The organism is Pseudomonas sp. Z3-6 (assembly GCF_051131985.1).
Lineage (GTDB): Bacteria > Pseudomonadota > Gammaproteobacteria > Pseudomonadales > Pseudomonadaceae > Aquipseudomonas > Aquipseudomonas zanjanensis.
Genome location: NZ_CP071644.1, coordinates 6438154 through 6455179 on the forward strand (window position 1 = coordinate 6438154; position 17026 = coordinate 6455179).

Genomic DNA, 17026 nt, shown 5'->3' on the forward strand with positions numbered 1-17026 from the left:
GCTGCGGGCGATGTCGACCATGCAGGAAAAACTGCGCGACACCCTGCAACGAATCTCCGGCTCGGCCACACAGTTGGCGTCCGCCGCTGAAGAACTCAACAGCGTCACCGACGAAAGCGCCCGTGGCCTGACCCAGCAGAACAACGAAATCGAACAGGCCGCCACGGCGGTCAACGAAATGACCAGCGCCGTGGAAGAAGTCGCCCGCAATGCGGTCAGCACGTCGGAAGCGTCCAGGAACGCCACTACGTCCGCTGGCGACGGCCGCGACCTGGTGCAGGAAACCGTCGGCGCCATTGAACGCATGAGTGCCGACGTACAAAGCACTGCCTCGTTGATCGGCAACCTGGCCAACGAGTCCCGGGATATCGGCAAGGTTCTGGATGTGATCCGCGGCCTGGCCGACCAGACCAACTTGCTGGCCCTGAACGCCGCCATCGAAGCCGCTCGCGCCGGTGAGGCCGGACGAGGCTTTGCCGTGGTCGCCGACGAAGTCCGTGCCCTGGCCCATCGCACCCAGCAGTCGACCAGCGAAATCGAACGCATGATCGGCAGCATCCAGAGCGGCACCGAACAGGCCGTGGATTCGATGCGCAACAGCACCGAACGCGCCGAATCGACGCTGAACATCGCCCGCGGCGCCGGCATGTCCCTGGACACAATCAACAGCGCCATCGTCGAGATCAACGAACGCAACCTGGTGATCGCCAGCGCCGCCGAAGAACAGGCCCAGGTGGCCCGTGAAGTGGATCGCAACCTGGTGAACATCCGCGACCTGTCGGTGCAATCGGCCACCGGCGCCAACCAGACCAGTGCCGCCAGCGCCGAACTGTCGCGTCTGGCCGTGGACCTGAACAGCATGGTTGGGCGGTTCAGCCTTTAATCCGCGCAGTTGTTGATCGCTCACCAAATGTGGGCGATCAACTATCCGGCTTTTGTGGCGAGGGAGCTTGCTCCCGCTGGGTCGCGCAGCGGCCCCGTCCTGAAAAGCGACGACTGCTTCGCAGCCGAGCGGGAGCAAGCTCCCTCGCCACATGGGCTGCACCCAGAACCCGATCTCCCAAACCTTTTTTGACAGCATCACATTTCAACAGGTTAGAATCGCTGGCACGCAGACTGCATGGTCAGTTTGCGCCCGTCCTTCAGTTCTCCCGGAGTAACGCCTTTGACTGCAACGACCATCAACAGCCTGTTCTTGATCGGCGCGTTGCTGGTAGGTGCGAGCATCCTGGTGAGTTCTCTTTCGTCCCGCCTGGGCATTCCGATCCTGGTGATCATCCTGGCCGTGGGCATGGCGGCCGGTGTCGACGGCGCCGGTATTCTTTTCGATAACTACGCCACGGCCTATCTGGTCGGCAACCTCGCGTTGGCGGTCATCCTGCTCGATGGCGGCTTGCGTACGCGGGTGTCGAGCTTTCGCGTGGCGCTGTGGCCGGCGTTGTCGCTGGCGACGGTCGGGGTGTTGATTACCACCGGACTGACCGGCCTGGCGGCGGCGTGGCTGTTTGACCTCAATCTGATGCAGGGCTTGTTGATCGGCGCCATCGTCGGCTCCACCGACGCCGCAGCGGTGTTCTCGCTGCTGGGCGGCAAAGGCCTGAACGAACGGGTCAGCGCCACCCTGGAAATCGAGTCCGGCAGCAACGACCCCATGGCGGTGTTCCTCACCGTCACCTTGATCGGCATGCTGTCCAGCGGTGAAACCGGCCTGCACTGGAGCTTGTTGGGGCATCTGGTGCAAGAGTTCGGGATTGGCGCCGTGATCGGCCTGGGCGGTGGCTGGCTCATGCTGCAGATGGTCAACCGCATCAACCTGGCCAACGGGCTCTACCCGATCCTGGTTATCAGCGGCGGCCTGGCCGTGTTCGCCCTGACCAACGCCCTGCACGGCAGTGGCTTCCTGGCGGTGTACCTGTGCGGCCTGGTACTGGGCAACCGTCCGGTGCGCAGCCGCCATGGCATCCTGCACATGCTCGATGGCATGGCATGGCTGGCGCAGATCGGCATGTTCCTGGTGCTGGGGCTGCTGGTCACGCCCCACGACCTGTTGCCGATCGCCCTGCCGGCCCTGGGGCTGGCGTTGTGGATGATCCTGTTTGCCCGCCCGCTGTCGGTCATGGTCGGCCTGCTGCCGTTCAAGGCGTTCCATGGTCGTGAAAAAGCGTTTATCTCCTGGGTCGGGCTGCGCGGCGCGGTGCCGATCATCCTGGCGGTGTTCCCGCTGATGGCCGGCCTGCCCCAGGCGCAGCTCTATTTCAACCTGGCATTTTTTATCGTGCTGGTTTCGCTGCTGGTACAGGGCACGAGCTTGCCGTGGGTCGCCAAGTTGTTGCATGTGACCGTCCCGCCCGAGCCACTGCCGATTTCCCGGGCCGCGCTGGAAGTGCACGTCACCAGCGAGTGGGAGCTGTTCATCTATCGCCTGGGCAAGGAAAAATGGTGCATCGGTTCGCCCCTGCGGGACCTGAAAATGCCCGATGGAACCCGCATCGCGGCCCTGTTTCGTGGCCAGCAATTGCTCCATCCGTCGGGTAGTACGGTGCTGGAAGTCGATGATTTGCTGTGTGTTATCGGCCATGAACACGATTTGCCAGCCCTTGGAAAACTGTTCAGCCAGGCACCGCAACGAGGCTTGGATTTGCGCTTCTTCGGCGACTTCGTACTCGAAGGAGACGCCCAGCTGGCCGCGGTTGCCGCACTCTACGGGTTGAAGCTGGACGGCATCGATCCAGACATGACCCTGGGCCGCTTCATTGCCCAGAAAGTGGGCGGTGCGCCAGTAGTCGGCGACCAAGTGGACTGGAACAATACCCTGTGGACCGTCGCGGCCATGGACGGGAACAAGATCGGCAAAGTGGGCGTCAGATTCCCCGAAGGAAGTCGCCCGGGTCCCGGCTTGTTCCTCTAAACTGCTCCCACTCTCACTTGCTTGACCGGTCTCTATGCCTACCCTGCGCTCCTTTTTCGCCATTGCCCTGCTCGGCCTGAGTCTTTCCATCTGCACGGTGCACGCCGCCGAGCCGCCCACCAGTGCCTCGGTACAGGCCAGCCTGGACAAGATCGGCGACCGCAAACTGCCGGAAGCCGACCAGAAAGCCCTGCAGGCCGTGTTGCAGAACACGCTGACCCAGCTCAACAACAAGGCTGATTACGAACAGAAGCTGCAGGCACTCAAACAGCAACTGGCCACGGCGCCCAAGCAGAACATCGAGAACCAGCGCGAACTGGCGCGGCTCAAGGGCACCACGGTGGTGCCGGTGGCGCAACGCTATGCCAACTTGCCGATTCCCCAGCTCGAACAAATGCTCACGGAGCGCTCCACCCAGCAGAGCGACCTGCAAAAAGCCCTGGCCGATGCCAACAGCCTGGTCATCACCGCCCAGACCCGCCCCGAGCGCGCCCAGGCGGAAATCTCCACCAGCCAGACCCGCATCCAGCAGATCAACACGATTCTCAAGGCCGGTCGAGATGCCGGCAAGGCCCTCAGCGCCGAGCAGCGCGACCAGCTCAACGCCGAGTTGGCGGCACTCAATGCGCTGATCCCGCTGCGCCGCCAGGAACTGGCCGGCAACAGCCAACTGCAGGACCTGGGCAACGGCCAGCACGATCTGCTGATGGAAAAAATCGCCCGCATGGAGCAGGAAATCCAGGATCTGCAGAACCTGATCAACCAGAAGCGCCTGGCCCAGTCCCAGGAGACAGTGACCCAGCAGTCCATCGAAGCCCAGAAGGCCGGTGGCAGCAGCTTGCTGGCGACCGAAAGCTCAGCCAACCTGAAGCTCTCCGACTACCTGCTCAAAAGCACCGACCGCCTCAACGAAGTCACCCAGCAGAACCTGCAGACCAAGCAATTGCTGGACAGTGTGACCCAGACCGACGCGGCCCTGGACGAACAGATCAGCGTGCTCAAGGGCAGCCTGCTGCTCTCCAAGATTCTCTACAAGCAGCGCCAGACCCTGCCGCGCCTGAAGCTGGACCAGACCCTGGCCGACCAGATCGCCGACATCCGCCTGTACCAGTTCGAAGTCAGCCAACAACGTGAGCTGCTGAACAACCCCAGTGCCTATGTCGACAACCTGCTGGCCTCGCAACCCTCGGAACAAGCCACGCCGCAACTGCGCAAGACCTTGCTGGAGCTGGCACTGACCCGCGTCGACCTGCTGGAGCGCCTGAACCGGGAGTTGAGCGCGGTACTCAACGAATCCATCACCTTGCAGCTCAACCAGAAGCAGCTGCTCAGCACCGCCCAGAACCTGCGGGCGACGCTTGAAGAGCAGATGTTCTGGATTCCCAGCAACAAGCCGCTGGATTTCGAATGGATGCGTGCCGTGCCGACGCGCCTGGAGAAACAGATCGACTCGCTGCCTTGGGCGTCGAGCCTCAGTGAACTGGCCGATGGCCTGACCCAACGCCCGTTGCTGTTCCTGCCCCTGGTGCTGCTGATCGGCGTGCTGCTGTGGCGGCGCAAGAATCTCTATGCCCGCTTGAACAAGGTTCACCAGGACGTCGGCCACTTCAAGCGCGACAGCCAGTGGCACACGCCCCAGGCGATCCTGATCAACATCCTGCTGGCCATGCCGGTAGCCCTGGCACTGACCCTCTGCGGTTATGCCTTGCAGATCGACGCACGCGGCCAGAACGCCAACCTCGGCGCGGCGCTGCTGCAGATCGGCCAGGCCTGGCTGGTGTTCTACACCGCCTATCGGGTGCTGGCGCCTGGCGGCGTGGCCGAGTTGCATTTCCGCTGGGAGAAACCCCAGGTCGAATTCCTCCAAGGCTGGATTCGCCGGCTCGGGCTGGTGGTACTGGCATTGGTGGCCGTGGTAGCGGTGGCCGAATTGCAACCTTCGACCCTGGCCGATGACGTGCTCGGCATGCCGGTGGTACTGACCTGCTACGCGCTGATGGCGTGGCTGCTCAGTCGCCTGTTGCTGAGCAGTCCGACGCACAAGAACACTTCGCTGTTTCGCAAGGCCGTCGGGGTGCTGTTCACCGCGCTGCCGATCGCCCTGTTCGTGGCGGTGTGCTTCGGCTACTACTACACCGCGCTGAAACTCAGCGACCGACTGATCAATACCTTGTACCTGCTGATGTTCTGGCTGGTGATCGAAGCCACCTTCGTGCGCGGCCTGTCGGTCGCGGCGCGGCGCCTGGCCTACCAGCGCGCCCTGGCCAAGCGCCAGGCGGCCAAGGAAGCCGGCGACGGCGAAGCCGTGGTCGAAGAGCCGACCCTGGATATCGAGAAGGTCAACGAGCAATCCCTGCGCCTGATCCGCCTCGCCCTGCTCGGCGGCTTCATGGCCGCGTTGTATTGGGTCTGGTCGGACCTGATCAGCGTATTCTCGTACCTGGACAACATCACCCTCTACGAGTACACCAGCGGTACCGGCGTCAACATGAGCATGGTGCCCATCAGCATTGGTGACATGCTCGGCGCGCTGATCATCATCGGCATTACCTTCGCCCTGGCACGCAACCTGCCGGGCTTGCTGGAAGTGTTCGTGCTGTCAAAGCTCAACCTTGCCCAAGGCAGCGCTTACGCGACCACCACGCTGTTGTCCTACGTCATCGCCGGCGTCGGTTTCGTCACTACGCTCTCTACCCTGGGCGTGAGCTGGGACAAGCTGCAATGGCTGGTGGCGGCACTGTCGGTAGGCCTGGGTTTCGGCATGCAGGAGATCTTCGCCAACTTCATCTCCGGCATCATGATCCTGTTCGAGCGCCCGGTGCGCATCGGCGACACCATCACCATCGGCAACCTGTCGGGCACGGTCAGCAAGATCCGCATTCGCGCGACCACCATCACCGACTTCGATCGCAAGGACATCATTGTCCCGAACAAGACCTTCATCACCGGGCAACTGATCAACTGGTCGCTGACCGACACCGTGACCCGCGTGACCCTGAAGCTGGGCGTGGACTATGGCTCGGACCTCGACCGAGTGCGCGAACTGCTGCTCAAGGCCGCCCGCGACAACCCGCGCGTGCTGAAGGAGCCAGAGCCGATCGTGTACTTCCTGAACTTCGGTGAAAGCACACTGGACCATGAACTGCGCATGCACGTACGCGACCTGGGCGACCGCAACCCGGTGCTGGACGAGATCAATCGCTTCATCAACCGGGAATTCAAGAAGGAGCACATCAACATCTCCTTCCGGCAGATGGAAATCTATCTGAAGAACCTGCAAGGCCAGGAATACAAGCTGGTGCCTGCCGAGCCCGACAAAAAGACCATTCCGCCCGTGCCCTCGGCTGTCGCCAGCATCAAGCCGGTGCCTGAGCCGCCGCAAGGCACACTCGACTGATTGCGGGTTGCCTGCGAGCGTCCCGCCGGAGAAGGCCATGAAAACGCTGGAAACGCTGACCTTCGATAACCGTTTCGCTCGCCTGGGCGACGGTTTCTCGGCCCACGTGCTGCCCGAGCCCATCGACAATCCACGGCTGGTGGTCGCCAGCCCGGCGGCCATGGCGTTGCTGGACCTCGACCCCGCTGAAGCCGACGCACCGCTGTTCGCCGAGATCTTCGGCGGCCACAAGCTCTGGGCTGAAACCGAGCCTCGGGCGATGGTGTATTCGGGGCATCAGTTCGGGCATTACAACCCGCAATTGGGTGATGGCCGCGGGTTGCTGCTGGGCGAGGTGTACAACGAGGCCGGCGAGCACTGGGACCTGCACCTCAAGGGCGCCGGCCAGACGCCGTTCTCACGCATGGGCGACGGGCGCGCGGTGCTGCGCTCCTCGATCCGCGAATTCCTCGCCTCGGAGGCCTTGCACGCCCTGGGCATCCCCACCACTCGCGCCTTGTGCGTGATCGGCTCGGACACCCCCGTGTGGCGCGAAAAACAGGAGCGCGCCGCCATGGTGCTGCGCCTGGCGCCGAGCCATGTGCGTTTCGGCCATTTCGAATATTTCTACTACACCAAGAAACCCGAACTGCACGCAGCCCTCGCCGAGCACGTCTTGAACCTGCATTTTGCCGAGTGCCGTGAGCAGCCGGAGCCGTACCTGGCGATGTACCGCGAAATCGTCGAGCGCAACGCCGAGCTGATTGCCAAATGGCAGGCCTACGGTTTCTGCCACGGCGTGATGAACACCGACAACATGTCGATCCTGGGCATCACCTTCGACTTCGGGCCGTTCGCCTTCCTCGATGACTTCGACGCCAACTTCATCTGCAACCACTCCGATGACCAGGGCCGCTATTCATTCAGCAACCAGGTGCCCATCGGCCAGTGGAACCTCAGCGCCCTGGCCCAGGCCTTGACCCCTTTCATCAGCGTCGACGCGCTGCGTGAGACCCTCGGGCTGTACTTGCCGCTGTACCAGGCTCACTACCTGGACTTGATGCGCCGCCGCCTCGGTTTGACCGTCGCCGAAGAGGATGACCAGAAACTGGTGGAACGCCTGCTGCAACTGATGCAGAACAGCGGCGTCGACTACAGCCTGTTCTTCCGTCGACTCGGCGACCAGGCGCCCGAGCAAGCCATTGCCACCCTGCGCGACGACTTCGTCGACCTCAAGGGCTTCGACGCCTGGGGCGAGCTCTATACCGCCCGCGTCAACCGCGAAGGCCCCGTCGATCAAGACCAACGCCGCGCCCGCATGCACGCCGTCAACCCGCTGTACGTGCTGCGCAACTACCTGGCACAGAAAGCCATCGACGCCGCCGAATCAGGCGACTACGACGAAGTCCGCCGCCTGCACACTGTCTTGAGTCACCCATTTGAAGAACAACGGGGCATGGACAGCTACGCCGAGCGCCCGCCGGAATGGGGCAAACATCTGGAGATCAGTTGCTCGTCGTAGCGCAGGCCCTGGCTAAAACAGACCTCCCACCAAACACATAACCCTGTGGCGAGGGAGCTTGCTCCCGTTGGGTTGCGCAGCGGCCCCAAGCCCTCAAAAGCGACGACTGCTTCGCAGCCGAGCGGGAGCAAGCTCCCTCGCCACAGTTAGTGCGCCAAGCCATCAAATAAAGGTCTCAACCGATACGCCGAAGCGCTCCGCCAGCCAGCGGATCTGCCTTAAATTGAGCTGACGCTTGCCGCTCAATATCTCCGATACCACCGACTGGGTACCGACACCCGGCAAGTCGCTCTGGCTCTTCCCATGCTCGCGCATCAGATAACGAAGCGCCTCAACGCCAGTGGCCTTGGGCATCGGCCGGTGTTGATGATCCCAGGCCTCGATCCATTCACCGATAATGTCCACCAGGCTCGTCAGCGGATGGGCTTCCTCTTCGCCAACCAACTCCAACAATTCATCGAGCGCTGCGACCAACCGGTCGTAATCCTCTTCGCTCCTGGGCTTACGCAGCAAGGGAGACACAAACTCCCAATGGGCGGCGACTTGTTCGATCAGTGCACTCATCCCTTTTCCTCATCGCATTTTGCTATGGACGAGTTAAACAAAAATCGCATTTATCGCAAATTGCGATAAGGCTAGGAAGAAAGATGACAGCTTTTACGGCGAGGATTGTCTGGACGAGAGTCATCGCGAGCAAGCTCGCTCCACAGGGGTGGGGTGTTGTCGCAAATATCGCGGTCACACAGCCATCCATGTGGGAGCTTGCTCGCGATGGCAATCTTCAATTTATCGCAGGTTACTCACCCAACCTTATCGTTCCCCTGCTCAGGCGTCTCGATCCCCGGCTCTGCCTCTTCAACCCCCTTCTCCCTGGGTTTTGCCGGCGGCTTTTCCTCGGGATAACCGGGCATGCCGCGGGCGTCTTCCGGGGTCAATTCGTCCCGATCATGTCGACGGTCGGTGGCGTAGGCCGGGGCGGCGTTGGGGTCCTCGTCGCGGCCGGCGGTGCCGAGAACGAAGCCGTCGTCGTTGGGGTTGTCCACTGTTTGGGGAGTGGCTGGGTCTTGAGGATGGCTCATGGGACCTCCTGAGTCTGCAAACAGGTACGTGGTGTCTTTTTGAGGCCGTGACAGCGTTTCAGTGCGGCGCACCTGATGAATGGCCCCTTTGATAAATGTCCTTGGAAAAGCCTGGAGTGTGAGTTCCTGTGGGAGCGGGCTTGCTCGCGAAGGCGGCGTATCAGACACATAGATGTTGACTGACACACCGTCTTCGCGAGCAAGCCCGCTCCCACAAGGAGAATCCGGTGGCATTACTGTCTCCATCCTACGCCATATCACTGTGGCTGAACTCCTCGGCCAGAAAGTCGATCAGCGTACGAACCGACGGCAGCAACCCGCGGCGCGAGGCGAAGATCGCATGGACGATCCCGCACTTGGGCGTCCAGCCCGGCACCAGTTCCACCAGCCGGCCGGCCGCGATGTCTTCGCGCACCACCACGGTGGGCAGGTGGGCGATGCCGATGCCTGCCAGCACCGCATGACGCAGGGCCAGCAGGTCGTCGGTGACCATGCGTGGCGCGTGACGGATCAGCGCGCGGGTGCCATCCGGGCCGAACAACTCCCACTGGTATTCCCGCTGCGCCGCGCCCCAGTGCACGCTGGGCAAGCCGTTGAGGTCCGCCGGGGAGGCCGGTGAAGACAAGCGCTCGAGGAACGCCGGGCTGCCCACCAGGCATTGGGTGCTGTTGCTCAGCACCTTCATGACCATGTCGGTGTTTTCCAGCGGCGGAAAGCGCACCCGCAAGGCGATATCGAACCCTTCATGGATCAAGTCGACCCGGCGGTTGGTGCTCTCGATGAACAACTCCACCCGCGGGTACTTGAGCATGTAGCGGGTCAACATCGGCCCGACCCAACTGTTGAGCAGCGCCGTCGGGCAACTGATGCGCACCAGCCCCTGGGGTTCGGAGCGGTTGCGCTCGATCACTTCCGCCGCGCTCTCGGCCTCGACCCGCATCGCCAGGCAGCGCTGGTAATAGGCCTGGCCGATCTCCGTCAGCGTGCAATGGCGGCTGGTGCGATGGAGCAACCGTACCCCGAGCCGCTCTTCCAACTGGGCGATACGCCGGCTGAGCTTTGACTTCGGCATGTCCAGCGCCCGGCCGGCCGCGGCGAACCCACGGTGCTCGACCACTTGGGTGAAATAGTAAAGCGTGTTGAGGTCTTCGATGATCGTTCTCCAGATAGAACGCTAAGGCTGATTTTCGCAGTCTAGCGCTTCAAAGGTGCCAGTTTTAATCTACACCCATCGAAACGCAACACGGATTCAAACCGGCGCTTCGGCCAGATGTGTCACCCAATAATCGCTGCACCGAATTCAAAACCTTAACCACGCCGAAACCTTCGGCAAACAAAACTTAATGAGGGCTACGCCATGACTACTTCCTACAACCGTCTCGACAAAGATAACGCCGCCGTTCTGCTGGTCGATCACCAAGCCGGTCTGCTGTCGCTGGTACGCGACATCGACCCGGACCGTTTCAAGAACAACGTACTGGCCCTGGCTGACCTGGCGAAGTACTTCCAGCTGCCGACCATCCTCACCACCAGCTTCGAAACCGGCCCCAACGGCCCGTTGATGCCCGAGCTCAAGACCCTGTTCCCGGACGCGCCGTACATCGCCCGTCCTGGCCAGATCAACGCTTGGGACAACGAAGATTTCGTCAAGGCAATCAAGGCCACTGGCAAGAAACAACTGATCATCGCCGGCGTCGTCACCGAAGTCTGCGTAGCCTTCCCGGCCCTGTCAGCCCTGGCCGAAGGTTTCGAAGTGTTCGTGGTCACCGATGCATCTGGCACGTTCAACGAACTGACCCGTCAATCGGCCTGGGACCGCATGTCTTCCTCCGGTGCGCAATTGATGACCTGGTTCGGCCTGGCCTGTGAACTGCACCGCGACTGGCGCAACGACGTGGAAGGCCTGGCGACCCTGTTCTCCAACCACATCCCGGACTACCGCAACCTGATGACCAGCTACAACACGCTGACCAACGCAAAATAACTGGCAACACTGAACTAAATGTGGGAGCGGGCTTGCTCGCGAAGACGGTGTGTCAGTCGACATCTATGTGTCTGACACACCGCATTCGCGAGCAAGCCCGCTCCCACAGGTTTTTGCAGCGGTTTCTATATAGTGTTCAATCTGTGCAATTGCTTTTTCGAGGAGAACGTCCCGATGCTGATCCCCTGCCCCCATTGCAACGGGCTCAATCGCATACCCGCCGAACGCCTGGGCGACCAGCCCAAGTGCGGGCGCTGCAAGGCCCAGGTGTTATTGAGCAAGCCGTTCGAACTCAAGCAAGGCGACTATGCCAGCCAGATCAAAGGCGACCTGCCGTTGCTGGTGGATGTGTGGGCCGATTGGTGTGGGCCATGCAAGTCCTTCGCGCCCGTGTTCGAACAGGCCGCCGCGCAAGTGGCGGGCAAATGTCGGCTGGCCAAGCTCGACAGCGAGGCCAACCAGCAGTTGTCGGCACAGTTGGGGATCCGCTCGATTCCCAGCCTGATTCTGTTCAAGGATGGCCGGGAAGTGGCGCGCCAGAGTGGGGCGTTTCCCTTGCCTCAATTGATGAGCTGGTTGCGCAGCCAGGGGATTTGAAGCCATGAGATGAATGTGTGCGAGCTTTGTGGGAGCAAGGCTTGCTCGCGATCCAGGCGCTGCGGTCCTCAAGAGACCGCGGCGTTTTCATCGCGGGCAAGCCTTGCTCTCACAAAGCCCGCTCCCACATCTTGGTTTTGCACAGGTCAGATTCAGGCGCTTTCCAGCAGGCTATGCAACTCCATGAACTGTTGGGTCAGTTTGTGTCGCGGGTCGAGGTGGATCAGCGGCAGGCTGGCCTGGTGGGATTCGCGCATGCGCACCGAACTGCTCAGGTACACCGGCAACACCGGCAGGCCTTCGGCGATCAGTTCGTCGAGAATCTGCTGCGGCAGGCTGGCGCGGGCCTGGAACTGGTTGACCACGATACCTTCGACTTCCAGGCCTTCGTTATGGTCGTCCTTGAGCTCTTCGATTTCCGCCAGCAGGCCGTACAGGGCCTGACGGGAAAAACTGTCGCAGTCAAAAGGTATCAACACCCGATCAGCGGCGATCAGCGCCGAAACCGCATAGAAATTCAAGGCTGGCGGGGTGTCCAGGTAAATCCGGTCGTAATCCTCCTCCAGCTCTTCGAGCAATTTGCGCAGCTTGTTGATCTTGTGCTTGGCCTCGAGCTTGGGCTGCAGGTCCGTCAGCTCCGCCGTGGCGGTGATGACATGCAGGTTGTCGAAGGGTGTTTCGTAGATATCCACCTTGTTCTTTTTCGAGAACGGCCCGGACGACAGGGTCTGCTTGAAGAAATCGGCAATGCCCATGGGGATGTCATCGCCGGTCAGGCCAGTCAGGTATTGAGTGGAGTTGGCCTGGGCATCCAGGTCTATCAATAGCGTGCGATAGCCTTCGCTGGCGCTGACCGCCGCCAGATTGCAGGCGATGCTGGACTTGCCCACGCCACCTTTCTGATTGAACACCACACGCCGCATGTCAAAACCTCCGTGTATCAAAGATTCCCGAGTGTAGTAGGGCGCGACACCGCTTAGCTACCTTCTGCGTAGAAGGACTACAGCGACGGTGGCTTTTCCAACGATTCAGGCGTCAATTAAGTCCAGTCAATGACAGGAACAACCGACAGACAAACTCGCGATGATCGCGACAATGGTCTTGCCTGGCACTGAGCGGACCAACCCGTACGTTTTTGCTGGACAAAATGTAACCAGTATTTGCTACAAGCCAACCGCACCGGGATAATGCGCGCCACTTGGGTCGCAAGGCCATGCAGGGTTGGACGCGGGTCAAACCACTGAACCGTGACAATAAAAGCCCGCAGGGGTGGGGTGAAGTTTGTGATCAATTTCAATATCGCCCAATGGCGCGCATGGGCCCCTGGGCTCGAAAGCGTGGATGATTGGCAGGCATGGAGCCGACAGCCGGTCGTATTGCCAGCCAGCGATGCCGCCCCTGACGTCTCGTTCCTGCCCGCCATGCAACGCCGGCGCCTCAGTCGCCTGGCGCGGATGGCCTTCAGCGTCGGCTGGCCACTGGCCGAGGGCCGTCCGGCCCTACCGTTGGTCTTTATTTCCCGTCACGGTGAAACCCCGCGCACTTTCGAGATTCTGAAGGACCTGGCGGCCGACCTGCCCTTGTCGCCGACCCAATTCAGCCTGTCGGTCCATAACGCGGTGATCGGCCTGTGGTCGATCATGCGCGGCGAAACCAGCGAAATGACCGCCCTGGCCGCCACGGGCGATGGGTTGGAGCACGGCGTGCTGGAGGCCGCAGCGCTGTTGAACGAAGGCTCGCCGGCGGTGTTGCTGGTGATTACCGAAGAACAACCGCCGCAGGTCTACGCACCGTGGGTCGATGACGTGCCTTTTCCCTATGCCGTGGGCCTGCTGCTGACCCCGGGCGACGATTGGCAACTGGACCTGTCCGCACAGGCCGACCACTCGCCTGGCGGCGACTGGCCCCATGCCCTGGATCTGTTGCGTACCCTGCTGAACAACGAAACCACCTGCCAACATGCCTGGAAGAATCGTGTATGGACCTGGCAACGCAACCGGTGACCGGCAAACATCGCGACGCCTATTACTGGCGCTTGGTCGCGACCGCCGCCAGCTTCGCCCTGTTCGGGCTGGGCGGGCTGTGCCTGCGTTTGCTGGTGTTCCCGTTGCTGGCCTGGTTGCCCGGGGATGCCAAGGCCCACCGACAAAGGGCTCGTCGCACCGTCGGGCGGTTGTTCTGGTTCTTTATCCGATTCATGGCCCGCACCGGGGTGCTCACCTACCAGATCGATGGTGCCGAACGGCTCGGGCGTCCCGGGCAGATGATCATTGCCAATCACCCGTCGCTGATCGACGTGGTGTTCCTGATCGGGCTGGTGCGCGACGCCAACTGCGTGGTCAAGCAAAGCCTGTGGGAGAATCCTTTCACCCGTGGCCCATTGCGTTCTACCCAATACATCAGCAACGACGGCAGCATGGACATGCTCGATGCCGCCAGCGACGCCTTGCAAAATGGCCAGACGCTGATCGTCTTTCCCGAAGGGACGCGCACCCAGCCAGGCCAGGTGCCGGCCTTTCATCGGGGGGCCGCGGCCATTGCCCTGCGGGGTGCGAAAATCCTCACGCCCGTCACGATCAAGGTCAACCCCACGACCCTGACCAAGGCCGAACCCTGGTATCGCATCCCTCGGTGTCGCGTGCACTTCAGTTTTCACGTCGGGGCCGATATAGACCCACAGGCGTTCGCTGCGCTCGGCCCGCCACCCCAGGCTTCGCGCAGGCTCAACGATTTCTTGCATCACTATTACATCAAGGAGCTCGCCGAAGATGAGCGATCTGCACCGTGACATCAAACAGCTGATCATCGAAGCCCTTGGCCTGGAAGACATCGGCATCGACGACATCGGCGACGATCAGACCCTGTTCGGCGAAGGCCTGGGCCTGGACTCGGTGGATGCCCTGGAGCTTGGCCTGGCGATCCAGAAAAAATATGGCATCAAGATCGACGCCGACGCCAAGGACACCCGTAACCATTTCAGCAATGTGGCAAGCCTTGCGGCCTTCGTCACTGCAAAAAGCGCCTGAGACCGACCATGCAAACTCGTGACGACATTTTCAACACCCTGCGTGATGCCCTGGTCGAACTCTTCGAACTGGACCCAGCACGCGTGACGCTGGAATCGAACCTGTACCAGGACCTGGAGATCGACAGCATCGATGCGGTCGACCTGATCGATCACATCAAGCGCCAGACCGGCAAGAAAATCGCAGCCGAAGAATTCAAGTCGGTGCGCACCGTCAATGACGTGGTCGAGGCGGTCTATCGACTGGTCCAACCGGCCGCATGACCCGGCTGATTGGCCTCGGCCTGCTACTGGCAGGCCTGCTGTACCCCTTTGCGGTGTATTTCGGCATGGAGCATTTCGCCCCGTGGCAGTTCGGGCTGCTGCTGGGGAGCCTGTGGCTGGCCCGGGCGTTGCTTGGCAAGGGCGGCGCCGGCAGCCGCTGGATGGCTGTCACGGCGATCGGTTTTTGTGTGTTGCTCGCGCTGTTCGACAGCCCGCTCCTGCTGCGCTGGTACCCGGTGCTGATCAGCGGGTTCATGCTCGGGCTGTTCGCCCTGAGCCTGAAATACGGCCCGCCGATGATTGAACGCCTGGCCCGCCTGCGCGAACCGCAGCTGCCGGCCAAGGCCGTGGTGTATACCCGCCAGGTCACGGTGGCCTGGTGTGTGTTTTTCCTGTGTAACGGTTTGCTCGCCGCCGCCCTGACCATTTGGGCGCCGCTGAGCTGGTGGATGTTGTACACCGGCCTGATTTCCTACGGATTGATGGGGCTGCTGTTTGCCATTGAATGGCTCATACGACAACGGGTAAGAGGCCGCCCATGAATTGGATAACACTTGAGCAGATGTTGCTCAGGGCTCAGCCGGAACGCACCGTTACGGTCGCTCCGGCGCTGGATCACTCGCAACTGCGGGACGCGGCGTTGTGCCTGGCGGCCGGCCTGCAAGCCCGGGGCGCGCGGCATGTGGCGGTGCACCTGGACGATGCCGCCGACCTGGCCATCGCCCTGCTCGGCGCTTGGCGTGCCGGGGTGCGGGTCCTGCTGCCCGCCGACCTGCAAGCGCAGACACGCCAGCGCTGGGCGGCGGACGTGGACCTGTGGTTGACCGACCAGCCCGGCGACACCCATCCCGGCGACGTGCGACACGCGCCGATGGATGGCGCCGAACTCGACCTCGATCACTGCTGGCTGAGCCTGTGCACCTCCGGCTCCAGCGGCGAGCCCAAGCGCATCGAGAAAACCCTGCGGCAGTTGAGTAACGAAGTCCAGGCCCTGGAACAGCTGTGGGGCGCCGACCTCGGCCCGGCCTGCATGATCGGCAGCGTGGCCGCCCAGCACATCTACGGACTGCTGTTCCGGGTGCTGTGGCCGCTGTGCGCCGGGCGTCCATTCATGCGTCGGCAACTGGCGTTTCCCGAAGACCTGCAACGGGCCAGCCGCGAACAACCGGCGTTCGCCTGGGTCGCCAGCCCGGCATTGCTCAAGCGCATGGGCGACAACCTCGATTGGCCGGCCTTGAGCAGCGTGCGTCGAGTGTTTTCCTCTGGCGGCGCCTTGCCCTCCGAGGCCGCACAAAGCTTGCAGCGACGCCTGGGACAATGGCCGACGGAAATTTTCGGCAGCTCGGAAACCGGCGGCATCGCCTGGCGCCAGGGCGGCGGATTGTGGCAACCCTTTGCCGGCGTCGAGTTGAGCCAGGACAGCGACGGCGCCTTGCTGATCGCTTCGCCCTATCTGCCGGCCGGGCATGTGGAACACACCGCCGACGCGGCGCGGATTGCCGACGATGGGCGCTTCGAACTGCGCGGACGCCTGGACCGTATCGTCAAGCTTGAAGAAAAACGCATCTCCCTGCCAATGCTGGAACAAGCACTGGTGGCCCACGACTGGGTCAGCGAAGCGCGATTGGGCGTGGTGCAGGAGAATCGCGCCTCCCTTGGCGCGCTGGTGGTGCTGAGTGATGCCGGCCTGCATGCCTTGCGCAACCAGGGCAGACGCGCCGTTACCGAGGGCCTGCGCCGGCACCTGAGCGCCCACTGCGAAACCCTCGCCCTGCCACGGCGCTGGCGCTGGCTGCGGCAGTTGCCGCTCAACGCCCAGGGCAAGTTGCCCCAGGCCGAGGTCGAGGCGCTGCTGCTGGCGCCACGTCCAAAAGGCCCCGAAGTCCTGGAGCGAGTCGAAACCGATGGGGAGTGGAGCCTGCAATTGATCGTGCCGCCAGACCTGGCGTACTTCAGCGGTCATTTTCCCACCGCGCCGGTGTTGCCAGGCGTGGTGCAGGTCGACTGGGCCCTGAGCCTCGGCCGACAACTGCTGGACCTGCCGCCCCGATTTGTCGGCATGGAAGTGCTGAAATTCCAGCAACTGGTGCGCCCCGGCGATGAAATCCAGCTGCACCTGCGTTTCGACCGCGAGCGCGGCAAGCTGTACTTTGCCTTCCGCAATGACACGGCGGCGTGCTCCAGTGGGCGGATTGTGTTGGGGGGCAACAATGCTTAGGCATCTGCACAAATCACTGTGGCGAGGGAGCTTGCTCCCGCTGGGCTGCGAAG

15 protein-coding genes and 1 pseudogene are annotated in these 17026 nt (G+C 62.2%); 12 read left to right on the top strand and 4 right to left on the bottom strand.

Going from position 1 to position 17026, the window contains the following annotated elements; translation table 11 throughout:
• Positions 1-283: 283 nt before the first annotated feature.
• From J3P88_RS27790 to selO, 4 genes and pseudogenes are all read left to right on the top strand, one after another.
• Positions 284-883 (top strand): annotated as a pseudogene (locus tag J3P88_RS27790) (methyl-accepting chemotaxis protein); the annotation flags it as partial.
• 282 nt (positions 884-1165) lie between these two features.
• On the top strand, positions 1166-2908 hold the full coding sequence (locus tag J3P88_RS27795) for a potassium/proton antiporter (protein WP_186706033.1): 1743 nt from the start codon (positions 1166-1168) through the stop codon (positions 2906-2908).
• 34 nt (positions 2909-2942) lie between these two features.
• Positions 2943-6305, top strand: a complete 3363-nt coding sequence (mscK, locus tag J3P88_RS27800) for a mechanosensitive channel MscK (RefSeq protein ID WP_186706034.1) — start codon at positions 2943-2945, stop codon at positions 6303-6305.
• A gap of 37 nt (positions 6306-6342) precedes the next feature.
• Positions 6343-7806 (top strand): protein adenylyltransferase SelO, encoded by a 1464-nt coding sequence (selO, locus tag J3P88_RS27805; RefSeq protein WP_434572812.1) that lies wholly within the window; start codon positions 6343-6345, stop codon positions 7804-7806.
• Between the two features lie 162 nt (positions 7807-7968).
• Here selO and J3P88_RS27810 read toward each other — a convergent pair whose 3' ends face one another.
• The 3 genes from J3P88_RS27810 to J3P88_RS27820 form a co-directional block, all read right to left on the bottom strand.
• Positions 7969-8370 (bottom strand): helix-turn-helix domain-containing protein, encoded by a 402-nt coding sequence (locus J3P88_RS27810; protein WP_434572814.1) that lies wholly within the window; start codon positions 8368-8370, stop codon positions 7969-7971.
• Positions 8371-8606: 236 nt separating this feature from the next.
• Positions 8607-8885, bottom strand: a complete 279-nt coding sequence (locus J3P88_RS27815; RefSeq protein ID WP_434572815.1) for a hypothetical protein — start codon at positions 8883-8885, stop codon at positions 8607-8609.
• A 247-nt stretch (positions 8886-9132) separates the two neighbouring features.
• On the bottom strand, positions 9133-10038 hold the full coding sequence (locus J3P88_RS27820; protein WP_217884362.1) for a LysR family transcriptional regulator: 906 nt from the start codon (positions 10036-10038) through the stop codon (positions 9133-9135).
• Positions 10039-10242: 204 nt separating this feature from the next.
• Between J3P88_RS27820 and ycaC the strand changes: the two genes are divergently transcribed.
• Positions 10243-10869: an isochorismate family cysteine hydrolase YcaC gene (ycaC, locus tag J3P88_RS27825; RefSeq protein ID WP_018603387.1), complete on the top strand. Its 627-nt coding sequence runs from the start codon at positions 10243-10245 to the stop codon at positions 10867-10869.
• A 174-nt stretch (positions 10870-11043) separates the two neighbouring features.
• On the top strand, positions 11044-11466 hold the full coding sequence (gene trxC / locus J3P88_RS27830) for a thioredoxin TrxC (RefSeq protein WP_434572817.1): 423 nt from the start codon (positions 11044-11046) through the stop codon (positions 11464-11466).
• Between the two features lie 152 nt (positions 11467-11618).
• Here the strand turns inward: trxC and J3P88_RS27835 are convergent, their stop codons facing one another.
• The gene (locus J3P88_RS27835; protein WP_186706040.1) at positions 11619-12389 is read right to left on the bottom strand and encodes a ParA family protein; all 771 of its coding nucleotides are present in this window, start codon (positions 12387-12389) and stop codon (positions 11619-11621) included.
• A gap of 360 nt (positions 12390-12749) precedes the next feature.
• Between J3P88_RS27835 and J3P88_RS27840 the strand changes: the two genes are divergently transcribed.
• Genes J3P88_RS27840 through J3P88_RS27865 form a run of 6 tightly spaced genes read left to right on the top strand, consistent with a single transcriptional unit; the run spans position 12750 to position 16973 of the window.
• Positions 12750-13469, top strand: coding sequence for a beta-ketoacyl synthase chain length factor (locus J3P88_RS27840; protein ID WP_186706041.1), 720 nt, complete (start codon positions 12750-12752; stop codon positions 13467-13469).
• Complete coding sequence (locus J3P88_RS27845; protein ID WP_186729476.1) at positions 13445-14254, top strand: lysophospholipid acyltransferase family protein; 810 nt, start codon at positions 13445-13447, stop codon at positions 14252-14254. Before J3P88_RS27840 ends, J3P88_RS27845 begins: the two co-directional genes overlap by 25 nt.
• The gene (locus J3P88_RS27850; RefSeq protein WP_411386297.1) at positions 14235-14492 is read left to right on the top strand and encodes a phosphopantetheine-binding protein; all 258 of its coding nucleotides are present in this window, start codon (positions 14235-14237) and stop codon (positions 14490-14492) included. Before J3P88_RS27845 ends, J3P88_RS27850 begins: the two co-directional genes overlap by 20 nt.
• A gap of 8 nt (positions 14493-14500) precedes the next feature.
• Complete coding sequence (locus J3P88_RS27855; protein ID WP_186706044.1) at positions 14501-14755, top strand: acyl carrier protein; 255 nt, start codon at positions 14501-14503, stop codon at positions 14753-14755.
• Positions 14752-15297, top strand: a complete 546-nt coding sequence (locus J3P88_RS27860; RefSeq protein ID WP_434572820.1) for a hypothetical protein — start codon at positions 14752-14754, stop codon at positions 15295-15297. Before J3P88_RS27855 ends, J3P88_RS27860 begins: the two co-directional genes overlap by 4 nt.
• Positions 15294-16973 (top strand): AMP-binding protein, encoded by a 1680-nt coding sequence (locus tag J3P88_RS27865; protein ID WP_434572822.1) that lies wholly within the window; start codon positions 15294-15296, stop codon positions 16971-16973. The genes J3P88_RS27860 and J3P88_RS27865 overlap by 4 nt, the downstream gene beginning before the upstream one ends.
• The last annotated feature ends 53 nt before the right edge of the window (positions 16974-17026 follow it).

What these genes read in the sequence shown, in the direction of transcription:
- selO (WP_434572812.1), top strand. Translation starts at nt 6,343, where the DNA reads ATGAAAACGCTGGAAACGCTGACCTTCGATAACCGTTTCGCTCGCCTG.
- J3P88_RS27865 (WP_434572822.1), top strand. Translation starts at nt 15,294, where the DNA reads ATGAATTGGATAACACTTGAGCAGATGTTGCTCAGGGCTCAGCCGGAA.
- J3P88_RS27850 (WP_411386297.1), top strand. Translation starts at nt 14,235, where the DNA reads ATGAGCGATCTGCACCGTGACATCAAACAGCTGATCATCGAAGCCCTT.
- J3P88_RS27845 (WP_186729476.1), top strand. Translation starts at nt 13,445, where the DNA reads ATGGACCTGGCAACGCAACCGGTGACCGGCAAACATCGCGACGCCTAT.
- J3P88_RS27835 (WP_186706040.1), bottom strand. Translation starts at nt 12,389, where the DNA reads ATGCGGCGTGTGGTGTTCAATCAGAAAGGTGGCGTGGGCAAGTCCAGC.
- J3P88_RS27860 (WP_434572820.1), top strand. Translation starts at nt 14,752, where the DNA reads ATGACCCGGCTGATTGGCCTCGGCCTGCTACTGGCAGGCCTGCTGTAC.
- ycaC (WP_018603387.1), top strand. Translation starts at nt 10,243, where the DNA reads ATGACTACTTCCTACAACCGTCTCGACAAAGATAACGCCGCCGTTCTG.
- mscK (WP_186706034.1), top strand. Translation starts at nt 2,943, where the DNA reads ATGCCTACCCTGCGCTCCTTTTTCGCCATTGCCCTGCTCGGCCTGAGT.
- trxC (WP_434572817.1), top strand. Translation starts at nt 11,044, where the DNA reads ATGCTGATCCCCTGCCCCCATTGCAACGGGCTCAATCGCATACCCGCC.
- J3P88_RS27855 (WP_186706044.1), top strand. Translation starts at nt 14,501, where the DNA reads ATGCAAACTCGTGACGACATTTTCAACACCCTGCGTGATGCCCTGGTC.
- J3P88_RS27815 (WP_434572815.1), bottom strand. Translation starts at nt 8,885, where the DNA reads ATGAGCCATCCTCAAGACCCAGCCACTCCCCAAACAGTGGACAACCCC.
- J3P88_RS27810 (WP_434572814.1), bottom strand. Translation starts at nt 8,370, where the DNA reads ATGAGTGCACTGATCGAACAAGTCGCCGCCCATTGGGAGTTTGTGTCT.